At 69.0% G+C, this 14,220-nt stretch carries 13 protein-coding genes; 6 read left to right on the top strand and 7 right to left on the bottom strand.

The window, feature by feature from the left end; all coding sequences use genetic code 11:
• Positions 1–22 precede the first annotated feature (22 nt).
• The 6 genes from argC to ACJQWL_RS03475 form a co-directional block, all read right to left on the bottom strand.
• A complete protein-coding gene (gene argC / locus ACJQWL_RS03450) occupies positions 23–988 on the bottom strand; it encodes an N-acetyl-gamma-glutamyl-phosphate reductase (protein WP_330969068.1) in 966 nt (321 codons plus the stop codon).
• Positions 985–2,325: an acetylglutamate kinase gene (locus ACJQWL_RS03455; protein ID WP_330969067.1), complete on the bottom strand. Its 1,341-nt coding sequence runs from the start codon at positions 2,323–2,325 to the stop codon at positions 985–987. Before ACJQWL_RS03455 ends, argC begins: the two co-directional genes overlap by 4 nt.
• Before the next feature lie 86 nt (positions 2,326–2,411).
• Positions 2,412–3,497 carry an acetylornithine deacetylase gene (locus tag ACJQWL_RS03460; RefSeq protein ID WP_411300703.1) on the bottom strand — a complete coding sequence of 362 codons (1,086 nt, stop codon included), beginning with the start codon at positions 3,495–3,497 and terminating at the stop codon, positions 2,412–2,414.
• A 225-nt stretch (positions 3,498–3,722) separates the two neighbouring features.
• Positions 3,723–4,967 (bottom strand): argininosuccinate synthase, encoded by a 1,245-nt coding sequence (locus ACJQWL_RS03465; protein WP_330969065.1) that lies wholly within the window; start codon positions 4,965–4,967, stop codon positions 3,723–3,725.
• Between the two features lie 61 nt (positions 4,968–5,028).
• Positions 5,029–6,081: an N-acetylornithine carbamoyltransferase gene (locus tag ACJQWL_RS03470; protein ID WP_330969064.1), complete on the bottom strand. Its 1,053-nt coding sequence runs from the start codon at positions 6,079–6,081 to the stop codon at positions 5,029–5,031.
• A 279-nt stretch (positions 6,082–6,360) separates the two neighbouring features.
• Positions 6,361–6,816 carry a hypothetical protein gene (locus ACJQWL_RS03475; protein ID WP_411300704.1) on the bottom strand — a complete coding sequence of 152 codons (456 nt, stop codon included), beginning with the start codon at positions 6,814–6,816 and terminating at the stop codon, positions 6,361–6,363.
• Positions 6,817–6,951: 135 nt separating this feature from the next.
• Between ACJQWL_RS03475 and cysS the strand changes: the two genes are divergently transcribed.
• The 3 genes from cysS to ACJQWL_RS03490 all read left to right on the top strand — a co-directional run bounded on the left by cysS (position 6,952) and on the right by ACJQWL_RS03490 (position 10,182).
• On the top strand, positions 6,952–8,328 hold the full coding sequence (gene cysS / locus ACJQWL_RS03480; RefSeq protein WP_330969063.1) for a cysteine--tRNA ligase: 1,377 nt from the start codon (positions 6,952–6,954) through the stop codon (positions 8,326–8,328).
• A 79-nt stretch (positions 8,329–8,407) separates the two neighbouring features.
• Entirely contained in the window at positions 8,408–8,860 is a 453-nt protein-coding gene (locus ACJQWL_RS03485) for a SufE family protein (protein WP_330969062.1), read from the top strand.
• A 56-nt stretch (positions 8,861–8,916) separates the two neighbouring features.
• Complete coding sequence (locus ACJQWL_RS03490) at positions 8,917–10,182, top strand: MFS transporter (protein WP_411300705.1); 1,266 nt, start codon at positions 8,917–8,919, stop codon at positions 10,180–10,182.
• A gap of 141 nt (positions 10,183–10,323) precedes the next feature.
• Here ACJQWL_RS03490 and dksA read toward each other — a convergent pair whose 3' ends face one another.
• Complete coding sequence (gene dksA / locus ACJQWL_RS03495) at positions 10,324–11,454, bottom strand: RNA polymerase-binding protein DksA (RefSeq protein ID WP_330969095.1); 1,131 nt, start codon at positions 11,452–11,454, stop codon at positions 10,324–10,326.
• Positions 11,455–11,658: 204 nt separating this feature from the next.
• Here dksA and yidD point away from each other — a divergent pair, with 204 nt between their 5' ends.
• From yidD to ACJQWL_RS03510, 3 genes are all read left to right on the top strand, one after another.
• Positions 11,659–11,889: a membrane protein insertion efficiency factor YidD gene (gene yidD / locus ACJQWL_RS03500; RefSeq protein ID WP_330969060.1), complete on the top strand. Its 231-nt coding sequence runs from the start codon at positions 11,659–11,661 to the stop codon at positions 11,887–11,889.
• Between the two features lie 80 nt (positions 11,890–11,969).
• The gene (locus ACJQWL_RS03505; protein WP_330969059.1) at positions 11,970–13,316 is read left to right on the top strand and encodes a dihydroorotase; all 1,347 of its coding nucleotides are present in this window, start codon (positions 11,970–11,972) and stop codon (positions 13,314–13,316) included.
• Positions 13,313–14,215 carry a M23 family metallopeptidase gene (locus ACJQWL_RS03510; protein WP_411300706.1) on the top strand — a complete coding sequence of 301 codons (903 nt, stop codon included), beginning with the start codon at positions 13,313–13,315 and terminating at the stop codon, positions 14,213–14,215. The genes ACJQWL_RS03505 and ACJQWL_RS03510 overlap by 4 nt, the downstream gene beginning before the upstream one ends.
• Positions 14,216–14,220: the final 5 nt, after the last annotated feature.

The raw sequence follows: 14,220 nt of genomic DNA on the forward strand, positions 1-14,220 counted from the left end.
GCGTTCGCGGCCGAAGCCGCTCCTACATGGGCATTGGGGGAATGCCTTCGAACTCGTCGAGTCCGAACGCGCGGTTGAGGTTCTGCAGCGCCTGCGTCGCCGCGCCCTTCAAAAGGTTGTCCAGCGTCGATACCACCACCAGCCGCCTTCCATCGTCCGATAGCGTGAAGCCACCGACCTCCGCATGGTGCCGGCCGGCGATGCGGCTGACCCAGGGGGCGTCGTGCACCACGTGGACGAGCGGTTCCCCATCGAAAAGAGCGTGGTACCGCCTTGCAACTTCGTCCGTCGTGAATGCCCGCGACAGGTGCAGGTTGGCGGTCACCGTCAGGCCGCGGAAGTGCGGGGCGACATGCGGCATGAACTCCACCGCATGACCCAGGTGCCGGGTCACTTCACGCTCGTGGACGTGACCGGCGAGCGCGTACGGCATCAGGTTGTCGCGCAGCAGCCCGGGATCGTTGCGCTCGGACGGCGCGGTGCCGGCGCCCGACCACCCCGAAACGCCGAAGCACTGGACCGGACCGGCAAGCGCATCGAGCATCGGCGCTATCGCCAGTTGCATCGCGGTGGCGTAGCACCCGGGATTGCTGATGCGTCGCGCATCGCCGCCCGTGCGGCGGGTGAGTTCCGGCAATCCGTAGTACCACGCAGGATCTAAACGGTAGTCGGCCGAGAGATCGACGATCACAGGATCGGGCCCGGCGGTGTCGAAGGCCTGTACGGCCCGCGCGGCATGGCCGTTGGGCAACGCCAGCACAACGGCATCTGCGTGCAGCGAAGGCAGGGTATCCAGCGGGGGCGCACTGTAGTGGAGCCCACCGCGGTGATGCGGGTGGTGTGCGGCCAGCGGCTGGCCGGCGAGTTCGCGAGACGAGACATAGGCCAGCGCGAAGCGCGGGTGGGCGTCGACCAGCGCGACCAGTTCGGCGCCCACGTGGCCTCGGGCACCCACCAGGCCGACGGTGATCGCCTCGGAACCTTTCACGACGGGGTCTCCAGCAGGGTCGGCACGCGGTCGCGGCAATGCGCCACGCAGCGCGCGATCGCGTCGAAGTCGTCCAGCCCGATCCAGAACGCGTTCCACTGCGCTTGGCGCACGTGGCCGTCAGCCTCCCCGTAGTAGAACGCGTTGACCGGGTTGCCGTGCCGGGATCGCCAGAACAGCCGGCTTTCGTGCTCCCGCATCATCTGCCAGACGGCACGGCCCAGGCCCTCGCCCTGCGCGTCGTCCAGCACGGCGAACTTGTCCAGGTAGATGCCGGCGTCCTCGCGGGTGAGGACCACCGCGGCGCGGTAATTCTCGCTGACATAGGCACGGTGGAGCGCCGTGCGTTCGAAGTAATCCGGCGCCAGCGTCCTGCCGAAGGCCGACTCGATGAGCGACCGCAACCGTGGCAGGTCCAGTTCCGACCAGGCCGCGGCCTGCACCACCCGTTCGCCGCGACGCACGAGGGTGCCCGAGCCCTTGTGGGTGAACAATTCCTTGGCCAGCTCCGAAGGGCGGGTGATCGACACCGAGGACGAAAGCGGCAACCGGTCCAGCAGCTGCTTGACCTGCTCGACTTTCACCCGCATGCCGCCGTTGAGCCACGGCTGCTCCATCAGGTGGGCGTACTCGGTGGACAGGTTGATCGAGTCGATCACCCGCCCCTCGCCATCCAGCAATCCGCCGGTGCCGGTCAGGAAGACGATCTTGTAGGGCTGCAGCACCCGCACCAGCTCGTTGGCCGCGAAGTCGGCGTTGATGTTGAGGATCTGGCCGCCCACGGTTTCGCCCAGGCTGGCGATCACCGGGATCGAGCCGGCCTGCAGGCTGGCCTGGATGGATGCGAGATCGACCCGGGCCACCTGCCCCACCAAGCCCATCCGGTCGCGGTCAACGTAGTCGGCCTCGAACACGCCCGACACGATCGACGTGGCGCGCGCATCGGCCGCCTGCAAGGCTTCCACCAGCCGCAGGTTCTCGGCGTGCGCAACCCGGCGCACCACCGCCAGTGCCTCCGGGGAGGTCACGCGCAGTCCGTCGACTGTGAGCTTGTCGATTCCCGCCACGGCCATGGCCGCGTCCAGCTGCGGGCCGGCGCCGTGGATGACGATCGGGGTCAGGCCGACGTCCTGCAGGAACGCCAGCGAGGAGGTGAGCGCCTCCAGGTCGTCACGAAGGACCGCGCCGCCGACCTTGACCACCGCGAATCGCGCGGCGTCCAGCTGCGAGAAGCGTTTGAGGTACTGGCTGATCTCCTTGGCGCTGGCCATGGAGGAAAGCAGCCGGACGATGGTCTGGCGTGTCTGCGGGTCGTGCGGGGCGGGCGTGGCGTTCATTCGTTGCGTCAGGTCGTTGTAGGAGCGGCCTGAGCCGCGATCAAAGGTTTCCGGAATGCATTCGCGGCTGAAGCCGCTCCTACAGGTCACGTGGCGAGGATGCGCCTGAACGAGTGCGCGTAGCGTTCCAGCTGCTCCAGCGCCACCCACTCATCCGCGGTGTGCGCCTGGGCGATGTCGCCGGGGCCGTAGACGAGGGCGGTCAAGCCCGCGGCCGAGAACAGCGAAGCCTCGGTCCAGAAGTCCACCGCGTTGCCGATCGGCAGGTCCAGCGCCTCGGCCAGGTCGCGTGCTTCCAGGCGGCGGTCTTCGGCAGTGGCGATGTCGCCGGAGGGCAGCGGCGGGCCACGGAAGGTTTCCTGGTAGCGCTCCACGGCCCCGGCCTGGACCAGCGTTCCCAACCGCTCGTGCAGTCCGTCGATCGACATCGATGGCAGCGGCCGGAAGCCGAAGCGCACCTGCGCGCTGGGGGCGATCATGTTGGCCTTGATCCCCCCCTCCACCTTGCCGATGTTGAAGCGCAGGCCGGTCAGGCCGCCAAAGCGCTGGTGCGACTCGGCCTCGACCAGGTCCAGCGCGCGGCTGCCCCAGCGCATGGCGTGGTGCAGCGCGCTGGCCTGCATCGCGTTGGCGCCGGAGGCATGGCCGGCCGCGCCGCGGAAGTCCACCTGCACGGAGCTGATGCCCCGATGCGCGAGTACCGCTTCGCACCGAGTGGGTTCGGCCACGATCGCCTCGTGGAAGCCGTGGTCGCCGGCCAGGAACGCCGCGATGCATCGCGCGTCGTTGGCCTCCTCGTCGGTGGAGAACAGGAAGGCGGCATCGCCCGTGGTTTCCGCCGCTGCGGCCAGCAATCCGGCGGCGGCGCCCTTGATGTCGCAGGCGCCCAGCCCGATGGCGCGATCGTCGGTAACACGCAGCCGATGCGGGCTTGCGGTCCACGCCGGCGAATCCGGAACCGTGTCCAGGTGCACGTTGAACACGCGCCGGGGGGCGCCACGCACGGCCAGCATCGACACCGCGCCGTCGCCGTGGTCGGTGACCTCGAGGTGGAATCCGGGCAGGTGCGTGCGCAGGTAGTCGAACATGCCACCCGTCCCGATCACGCGCGGCGGGTTGCGCGTATCGAACGAGACGAGTGCTTCGAGGTGGCGGAGGGTGTCGGACAACATGTCGGTGACCGGGATCCTGTAGGAGCGGCTTCAGCCGCGAGCGATTCTGCGGTTCGGTTCGTTGTAGGAGCGACGTGAGTCGCGAAGCTGATGCTCGGTCTGACCGTGTGGTCGCGACTCACGTCGCTCCTACATCCGAGCAATGTCTGAAGGACGACGCAGGCGTGACGCACACCATGTCGCCGAGTGCGCATCGCGACTGGAGCCGCGCCTGCAACAAGCCGGTCAACCGCGGTTGACCTCGGCCCACAGCGTGCTGCTCATCCCGAACAGCTTGATGAAGCCCTCGGCTTCCTCCACGCCCCAGTCCGCCGCCTGCGCGTACGTCGCGCCCTTGGCATTGAGGATGTGCGGGGAATCGATCGCCACCGCGCCGACGCTGCCGCCATGGGTTTCCAGCACTACCTCGCCATTGACGGTCGACTGGCTGGAGGCCAGGAACGCCTCCAGGTCGGTCTTGAGTGGATCGTGGAAGAACCCCTCGTACACCAGTTCCACCCACTTTCGCGCCACGTCGGGCTTGAATCGGTTCTGCAACTTGCTCAGCACGGCTTCTTCCAGGGCGCGGTGCGCGGTGAGCAGCGCGGCCAGCCCCGGGGCTTCGTAGATGATCCGGCCCTTCAGGCCGATCGTGGTGTCGCCGGTGTACAGGCCGCGGCCGACGCCGTACTGCGCGAACAGCCCGTTGAGCCGGCCGAGCAGGTCGTGGCCGGCCATGGGCTGGCCATCGAGCGAGACCGCCTCGCCCTTCTGGAAACCGACGCGGACGCGCAGGGGGGCGGTCGGCCATTCGGCGCGGGGCTTGCACCAGCCGGCCGCGCCTTCGCCGGGCGCCTGCCAGCGGTCGATCTCGCCGCCGGACATGGTCAACCCCAACAGGTTCTCGTTGATGGTGTACGCCTGCTGCTTTGCGCGCACGCCGAAGCCCCGCTCCTCGAGGTACGCCTGCTCGTAGGCGCGGACCTCGGTGTGCTCCTTCTGTATCTCGCGGATCGGCGCCACGATGTCGTAGTCACCCAACGCCTTGACCGCCAGGTCGAACCGCACCTGGTCGTTGCCCATGCCGGTACACCCGTGGGCGATCGCACGCGTGCGCAGTTCGGCGCAGCGCGCGAGGGCCGCTTCGACGATCAGGTAGCGGTCCGAGACCAGCAGCGGGTACTGGCCCTGGTAGCCCTCCCCTGCCCAGACAAAGGGCTTGACGAAGCCGTCCCAGATCGCCGGCCCGCCGTCGACGGTGACATGCGAGGCCACGCCCAGTTCGATCGCGCGGCCCTCGATGAAGGCGCGCTCATCGGCATCCACGCCGCCGGTATCGGCGAATACGGTGTGGACGTTCCAGCCGCGCTCCTGCAGGTAGGGCACGCAAAAACTGGTGTCGAGGCCTCCGGAGAAGGCGAGGACGATGTCCTTGGAACCGGGAACCGGGGGTGGGGCCTGGGGAGTGGGTAACTTCGCGCTGATGGACATGGGGTGGGTACCTGGTGATTCGTTGGAGGTGGTCGCAGAAAGCAGCCCGGATTTCTATTTGCTACTCCCCGCTCCGCGGTCCCGCGAACCCGGCGAGCCGCGCCATCACCGCCTTCTGCACGTGCAGCCGGTTTTCGGCTTCGTCGATGGCAATGCAGCTGGACGAATCCATCACCGCGTCGGTGGCCTTGACGTTGCGGCGCAGCGGCAGGCAATGGCTGAAGATGGCGTCGTTGGTGAGCGCCATCTTGGCCTCGTCGACGATGAAGTGCGTGTAGCGGTCGCGGATCGGCTTCTCCGGTCCCCAGTTGCCGAAGTACGGCAACGCGCCCCAGCTCTTGGCGTAGACCGCGTCGGCCCCGGCGTAGGCGCTTTCGATGTCATGGCTGACGGTGAGCGAACCCCCGCTTTCAGCCACGTTGGCCTCCGCCCAGCCCATGTAGCGCTCGTCAAGGATGTACTCCGGGGTTGGGCACAGCAGGGTCACGTCCATGCCCAGGCGGGTGGCGATGGTCAGCGCGGAGTTGGCCACCGCGGTGTTGAGGGGCTTGGGGTGGTATGTCCAGGTCAGCACGTACTTCCTGCCGCGCAGGTCGGTGGTGCCGAAGTGCTCCTGCAGCGCCAGCGCGTGGGCCAGTTCCTGGCACGGATGGGTGATCGTCTCCATGTTGATCACCGGCACCGGCGAGTACCGGGCGAACGCCTGCAGCACCCGGTCCTGCCGGTCGATCGACCAGTCCACGAACTTCGGGAACGCGCGTACGCCGATCAGGTCCACGTAACGGCCCAGCACGCGGGCGACCTCGGCGATGTGCTCTTCGGTGTCGCCGTCCATGACCGTGCCCAGCTCGAACTCGATCGGCCACGCGTCCTTGCCGGGCTGCAGCACCACCGCATGCCCGCCCAGCTGGAAGGCGCCCAGTTCGAAGCTGGTGCGGGTCCGCATGGACGGGTTGAAGAACACCAGCGCGATCGACTTGCCCCTGAGTTGCCCACCTGCCTTGATGCGCTTGAACTCGGCGGCACGGGCCAGCAGGGCGTCGAGGTCGGGACGCGACCAGTCCTGGGTGTTGAGGAAATGGCGCGGCGTGGCGGTCGGGGGGGTGGCGGTCATGGGGAGGTCCATCGTGGAGGGCGATGGCCGGGCTTCCCTGGAACGAAAAAACCCGGCGCGGAGGCCGGGTTCGTCATACGACGCAGGCGCGCGACGCGCCGTTACCCAGCCAGGTTGGAGGGCAACGCTCGGCGCGCGCGCGAGGTCATGCCCGCCGCCATCCAGGCGGAGGTGATGATGTCGGCGTCGGCGCGGGACTGGGTCATGAGGGGACGAATGCTCGCACGGCCCCCGGGGGCACGCAAGCGCGGCCACGCAGGTGCGTGGCCGTGACGCGGTTCATCGGATGCGCGCGCCGGCCACCGCAGGCGACACCGAAACGCGGATCCGGAGCCGGTTGCCCGGGTCATCGGCAAGCCGCGAGCGGAACTTGGCGCCCTTGTAGACGTAATCCACGTCGTAGGCGATGGGGCGCCGGAACTCGCGCTCCACCGGTACCGAGCGGCACTCGGGATCGTGCTCGGGGATCGGTTGCTCCCGGCCCAGCGCGTCGCGGACGGCATCGACCACCCGCGACAGGCGCGACTCGTCCTCCACGTCCGCCAGCGGCGACTGGTCGCACTGCTCTTCCATGCGCGTGGCCGTCAGCGTCTGGTAGACGGGCGTGACGCGCAGCACGTGCGCGTAGTCGAAGCGCACGTTCTCGGCCTGGATGACTGAGTTCTGCTGGGCCATCGACGGCGCGGCGGCAGCGACAAGCGTCAGCAGTGTGGTCGTCAGGAACAGGAGGCGCATCGGGCTCGGGGCTCGGGCAAGTCCCGGAATTGTAGGTGCAACAGGTGCTTGCGGACTGAATCGCGCCTGTCACGGGGCGGGCCGGGAGCCGGTCAGAGGCTAGAATGGCCGGCCGTAACCACGCCCCCGTTCCCGATGAGCCTGCACCTGTTCAACAGCCTGACCCGCCGGGTAGAGGCGTTCCAGCCGGCCGACCCGGCGCGCACCACGATGTATGTCTGCGGGCCGACCGTCTACAACTACGTGCACATTGGCAATGCGCGGGGCCCGGTGGTGTTCGGCGTGCTGGCCGACCTGCTGCGCAGGCGGTTCGGGACCCTGGCCTACGCGCGCAACATCACCGACGTGGACGACAAGATCAACGCAGCGGCGAGCGAGGCCGGTGTGCCGATCGGCGACATCACCGGCCGCTACGCCCGGGCCTACCGGGAGGACATGGCCGCCCTCGGCGTCCCGCCCCCGGACCTTGAGCCGGAGGCAACCGCCCACATCGGGCCCATCATCTCGATGATCGAGCGCCTGGTGGAGTCCGGCCACGCCTACGTGGCCGAGGGGCACGCGCTGTTCTCGGTGGCCAGCTTCGACCGCTACGGCGCGCTCTCGCGCCGGGATCCGGACGACATGCTGGCCGGTGCCCGCGTCGACGTGGCCCCCTACAAGCGCGACCCGGGCGATTTCGTGCTGTGGAAGCCCTCCACCGGGGACCTTCCCGGCTGGGACTCGCCCTGGGGCCGCGGACGCCCCGGTTGGCATATCGAATGCTCCGCCATGGCGGCGGCGCACCTGGGCGAGACCATCGACATCCACGCCGGCGGCGTTGACCTGCAGTTCCCGCACCACGAGAACGAGATCGCGCAGAGCGAATGCGCGCACGGCGGCCGGCCTTTCGCACGGTTCTGGTTGCACAACGGCATGCTCAATTTCGGCGGCGCCAAGATGAGCAAGTCGCTGGGCAATATCGAGAAGGTCCATGACCTGGTGCGCGCGCACCCCCCCGAAGCGCTCAGGCATGCGTTGTTGTCGGCGCACTACCGCCAGCCGCTCGACTGGTCGGACGGGCTTATCGAGCAGAGCGTGCGCACGCTGGACCGGTTGTACGGGACCCTTCGCGACCTGGGTGACGCCCCGGCTGTGCCAGCGATCCCGGCCGCCCTCGATGCCGCCCTCGACGATGACCTCAACACCCCGCAGGCGCTTGCCGAGATCGCGCGCATCGCGGGCGAGGCACGCAAGGCAACCTCGCCTGACGAGCGCAGTCGCCTGAAATCGGAACTGCTCGGCGCCGGCATTGCACTGGGGCTGTTGCAGCAGGACCCGGCGGCATGGTTCGCACGCGGCGCCGGAAACCAGGACGATGCCCGGATACAGGCCCTCATCGACGAGCGCATCGGCGCCAAGCAGGCGCGGGACTTCGCGCGGGCCGATGCGATCCGCGACCGGCTGGCGGCCGAAGGCATCCTGCTGGAGGACACGCCGCAGGGCGTGCGCTGGAAACGGGGCCTGAGCCATTGATCGCACGTTCGACCGCACGTGCCTGCCCAGACGTCGGGAGCCGTCCGCCCTTTCATCCAGGCCGTAAAATCGCATCGCAATGAACACCGCCGCAGCCCCCACCAGCCCGTTTCCCATCGAGTCGACCCCGGCCGAAGCCCAGGCCGCGATCCGCGAGGAGTTCGCGTTCTTCGGTGACTGGGCCGAGCGCTACCAGTACCTGATCGACCTGGGGCGCAAGCTGCCCGACCTTCCCCCCGAATGGAAGACCGAGCAGCACCGCCTGCACGGGTGCCAGTCGATGGTGTGGATCGTGGCCACCGGCGACTCGCAGCGGCTGGACTTCCACGCCATCAGCGACTCGGCGATCGTCTCCGGCCTGGTCTACCTGGCGCTTCGCGTGTACTCGGGCCGCAGCGCGCGGGAGATTGCCGAGACAGACGCGGACTACATCGCCGAGATCGGGCTGGCCAAGCACCTCTCGCCCACCCGCAGCAATGGGCTGGCCGCGCTGCTGGGCTTCATCCGCGAGCGGGCGAAGGCCGAGGCGTGACCCCGCCGCCGGCCCCGCCGGATCCCCCGGTAGGGCCCGCGGGTCCGCCCGCCGCGTTGCGTCCGGGCCCGACGCCCGTGTCGCACTCGCCAACCGGGCCTCTTCGCAACCGCGCGTTCCTGGGGCTGCTGAGCTACAGGATCCTGACGATCCTTTCGTACCAGATCGTCGCGGTCACGGTCGGCTGGCACGTCTACGAACTCACCCGCGACCCGTTTTCGCTGGGGCTGATCGGCCTGGCGGAGGTGCTGCCCTACTTCTGCACCGCTCCGTTCGCCGGGTACCTGGTCGACCACCTGCCGCGGCGCAAGCTGGGCCTGGTGGCGTGCCTCGGGCTGGCGCTGACGGCGTCGATCCTGGTGGCGGTGGCGCTGGGCTGGATCCCGACCGGGACCGCCGCCGCACCGCGCACATGGCCCATCTACATGGCGATCGCGCTGACCGGCGTGGTCCGCGCCTTCCTGGGCCCGGTCTACAACGCGCTGTTCGCACGGGTCCTGCCGCGCGACCAGTTCGCGCGCGGCGCCGGCGTGGGCAGCGTGGCGTTCCAGCTGGGCCTGGTGCTGGGACCGGCGATCGGCGGCGTGCTGATCGGCTGGGCGGGCAAGGACGTCGCGTACGCCACCGCGATGGTGCTGGCCCTTGCCGGCGCCCTGGCGGTCGGCGTGCTGCGCGTGACCGAGCCGCCGATGCTGCTGCAACGGGCGCCGGTGTTCGCCAGCATCCATGAAGGCCTGCGGTTCGTGTTCGGGCACCAGATCCTGCTGGGTGCGCTTGCGCTGGACATGTTCGCGGTGCTGCTGGGCGGCGCGGTCTCGCTGCTGCCGGCCTTCATCACCGAGATCCTCGATCATGGCCCGGAAGGACTGGGCACCCTGCGCGCCATGCCGGCCCTAGGCGCGGTCACGGTCGGCCTGTGGCTGGCCCGCCGCCCGCCGACCCGCGACGCCGGCAGGCTGCTGCTGCTGGCGGTGGCCGGGTTCGGGCTGTGCATCATCGGCTTCGGGCTCTCGACGCACTTCTGGTTGTCGGCGGCGTTCCTGCTTGGATCGGGCCTGTGCGACGGGGTGTCGGTCGTGCTGCGCTCCACGATCCTGCAGCTGGCCACCCCCGACGAGATGCGCGGCCGGGTGTCGTCGATCAACGGCCTTTTCATCGGCTCGTCCAACGAACTGGGGGCGTTCTACGCCGGAAGCATGGCGCGCCTGCTGGGACTGGTGCCGGCGGTGGTGTTCGGCGGCTTCATGACGCTGGTGGTGGTGGGCGCGACCGCAAGACTCGCGCCGCGCCTGCGCCGGCTGGACCTGCGGGAGCTGCACTGATCGGGCGCGCGCGACACCTGTGACGGCCACCAGCTTCTGTCGTAGCGGCGCGCGCATCGCGCCGGAGGGCAAGAAGCGCCCTGCAAACAAGAAACCCCGCCTGGGGCGGGGGTTTCCGGCACACCTGTCAGCAGGGGCTGCTCAATCGCCCATCTGCTTCTGCAGGTGCTCCCAGCGCTCCTGGGCATCGATGGTGCGCTCGGCGGTCAGGCGCGCCTCCAGGCGGTCCAGGCCGATTTCCTCGCCGGTGTCGGCGCAGAAACCGTAGTCACCGTTGTCGACCCGCTTGAGCGTGCTGTCGATCTTGCTGATCAACTTGCGATAGCGATCGCGGGTGCGCAGCTCCAGCGAATTCTCGGTCTCGCGAGTCGCGCGCTCGGCCTCGTCGCCGACGTCACGCACTTCATCCTTGAGGTTCTCGATGGTCTGCTTGGACTCTTCGACCAGGTCGGCCCGCCACTTGAGCAGCCGCTGGCGGAAGTATTCGAGCTGCAACGCACTCATGTATTCCTCGTCGGCACCGGGCTTGTAACCGGCCGGGAGGATGGGACGCCCAGTGGCGTCGTCGGTCTTGTACGGCACGACTTTCACCTTGCCTTTCGGCGCAGGTGCCTGCGGTTTTGCGGCAACGGCGACAGCTACCTTGCCGACCGGGCGCTTGGCCACGGGCGGTTTGGCAGCAGCCGTCCCGGCCACCGGTGACTTGGCGGGGGACGCTGCTGCGGATTTCTTGGCCGGCAGCTTGGAGCCTGCGCGGGTGGACTTGGAATCGACCGGAGCGGTCTTGGTGGCCGGGCGCTCGGCAGGCTTCCTGGCTGCACCGGGGCTGGCCTTGCGGGCACCCTGGTTGCCAGCTGCAGGCTTGCCGACGCCCGACTTTCCAGCGGCCGGACTGTTCTTCGGAGCGACGGCCTTGGCTGGCTTCTTGGCGACCGACTTGGCAGGCGCGGACTTCTTCGCCGGTGCCGCCTTCTTGGCCGGTACCGCCTTCTTCGCCGGTGCCGCCTTCCTGGCTGGCGCCTTCTTCGTCGCCGACTTGGCTACCGCCGCCTTCTTGGCTGCGGCCGGCTTCTTCGCCACGGCCTTGCGGGTAGCGGCCTTCTGGGCCACGGGCTTCTTTGCCGATGCCTTCTTCGCCGCCGCCTTGGGGGCAGGCGCTTTCTTGGCCACGGACCGGGTCGACGCCTTCTTGGCCGGCGCCTTCTTCGCTGCCGGCTTGATGGCCTTCTTGACGGCCTTGACGGCGTTCTTGAGTAGTTTCTTCACTGCCACGATCGGCTGATCCTTTAGTTCCCTTGTGACGGGAAAGCGCGCTGTTATACCCTGCCCCGGCACCTGCGGCAACCGCGCTACCGTGCACGTCAGCGGTGCTTCCGCGGCCACTTGGGCGCGTGGCGACGGGGCCGGGGGCCACCTGTGCATCCCAGCATGGCACGGCGCCATCGCACTCGCCGCCGGGCATACTCCCCGCCTGGCATGGAAGGCACCGTGATCGACCGTCTGTTCATCGCCGCGTTGCGAATCTACAAGCGCTGGATCAGCCCGCTGCTCGGACCGCGATGCCGCTTCCACCCCAGTTGTTCGGAATACGCGATGCAGGCGATCGCCCGTTTCGGCACGCTGCGCGGCAGTTGGCTCGCGATCCGGCGGATCGCCCGCTGCCACCCGCTCAACCCCGGCGGCCATGACCCCGTTCCTCCGCCCTGAAACCGAACACGCAGCCCCCCCGACCCACGCAAACCTCAGATCCGCCCACGCGCAACACGCGCCCGACCACGAGGCCCCACATGCCCCATACCCTGATCATCAATGCCCGACTGGTGAACGAAGGCCGCGAGTTCGACGGCGACCTGCGGATCGAGGACGGTCGCATCGCAGAAATTGGCCCCGGCCTGACCGCCCGCCACGGTGAAGCGGTGGTCGATGCAGCGGGGCGGCGCCTGCTGCCGGGCATGATCGACGACCAGGTGCATTTCCGCGAGCCTGGCATGGAGCACAAGGCCGACATGGCGGTGGAATCGGGCGCGGCGGTGGCCGGTGGGCTGACCAGCTTCATGGACATGCCCAACACCAGCCCGCCAACGCTCGACGCCGCAGCGCTGGAGGACAAGTACCGCCGCGCGGCGGGGCGCGCCTGGGGCAACCATGGCTTCTACATGGGTGCCAGCAACGACAACCTCGAGGCGGTACGTGCCATCGATCCCAAGGCTTCGCCGGGCCTCAAGGTGTTCATGGGCGCCTCCACCGGCAACATGCTGGTGGACAACCCCGAGACGCTCGACGCGATATTCCGCGATACCCCGGTGCCGATCATCACGCACTGCGAGGACACGCCGATGATCGAGGCCGAAACCGCCCGCTACAAGGCGAAGTACGGCGACGACATACCGCCCGAGTGCCACCCCGACATCCGCTCGCGCCAGGCATGCAGGAAGTCCACAGAGCTGGCGCTGTCGCTGGCCCGGCGCCACGGCACCCGGCTGCACGTGCTGCACATCTCCACCGCCGATGAACTGGCGCTGTTCGAGACCGGCCCGATGATCCGCGCCGACGGCAGCCGCAAGCAAATCACCGCCGAGACTTGCATCCACTTCCTGCGCTTCGACCGCAGCGACTACGCCGCGCTCGGCCACCTGATCAAGTGCAACCCGGCGATCAAGGATGCTGCCGATCGCGAGGCGCTGATCCGCGCGGTGGCCGACGACACCATCGACGTGCTCGCCACCGACCACGCGCCGCACCTGCTCGAAGAGAAGCAGCGTCCGTACACGTCCGCCCCGAGCGGCCTGCCGCTGGTCCAGTACGCGCTCAACGCGGCGCTGGAGCTGGTGCACGAAGGACGCCTGAGCACCGCACAGGTGGTGCAGAAGTTCGCCCATGCCCCCGCGCAGCTTTTCGACGTCGCGGGCCGCGGGTTCCTTCGCGAAGGCTATGCGGCCGACCTGGTGCTGGTGGACGACACCCCGTTTACCGTGCGGCGCGAAGACGTGCTGTCCAAGTGCGGCTGGTCGCCGTTCGAAGGCCGTACATTCCATTCCCGCATCGCCTCTACCTGGGTCAACGGCGTGCTGGCGTGGAACGGGCAACAGCTTGTCGGTGCACCCAACGGCCAGCGCCTGGCCTTCGCCCGATGAGCCGTGGTTCGATCTCCCGGTTGGGCACCGGCGCCGTCCTGCCGCTGGCCCTGGCCGCGTGCGCGGCCACCGCGCAGACCGCCGCCCCGGGTCGCCCGCCCGCCCTGCCGCCCGACGCACGCCCCATCGCCCGCGCCCAGAACGTCACCTCGGTACCCGCCCGGGTACAGCAGGGCGGCCTGGTGGTGGGTCGCGCACCAGCTGATGCGGCGGTGGAGTACGACGGCCGACGCCTGCACGTCACCCCGTACGGGACGTTCGTGTTCGGCGTGGGGCGTGATGCCCAAGGTCCGCTGGCGGTGTCGATCACCCGGGCCGACGGACGCACCCTCGCCTACCAGGTGGCGGTGGATCCCCGCGACTGGCCGGTCGAGCGCGTCAACGGCGTGCCACCCCGCACCGTCGACCCGCCACCGAACATCGCCGAGCGGATCCGGCGCGAACAGGCCGAGGTCAGCGCAGCGCGCACCCGCTACGACGCCCGCACCGGATTCGCGCAGGCGTTCCAGTGGCCGGTCGAAGGGCGTGTAAGCGGCCGCTTCGGCAACCAGCGCGTGTACAACGGAACGCCGGGATCGGCGCACTCGGGAATGGATATCGCCGCCGCCAGCGGTACGCCGGTCAAGGCCCCGGCGGCGGGCGTGGTGACGTTCGCCAACGGAGACCTCTACCTGACCGGCGGCACCGTGTTGCTCGACCACGGCCACGGGGTCAGCTCCAACTTCCTGCACCTGTCGCGGCTGGACGTGCAGGTGGGCGATACCGTCGAGCAGGGCCAGGTCATCGGCGCGGTGGGCGCCACCGGGCGCGCGACGGGTCCGCACCTGCACTGGGGCATGAACTGGCTGGACGTGCGGATCGACCCATTGCTGGTACTGGAGCGATCCAGCACGCCTTAGCCTGC

Source organism: Novilysobacter viscosus, assembly GCF_046600715.1.
GTDB classification, from domain to species: Bacteria; Pseudomonadota; Gammaproteobacteria; order Xanthomonadales; family Xanthomonadaceae; genus Lysobacter_C; species Lysobacter_C viscosus.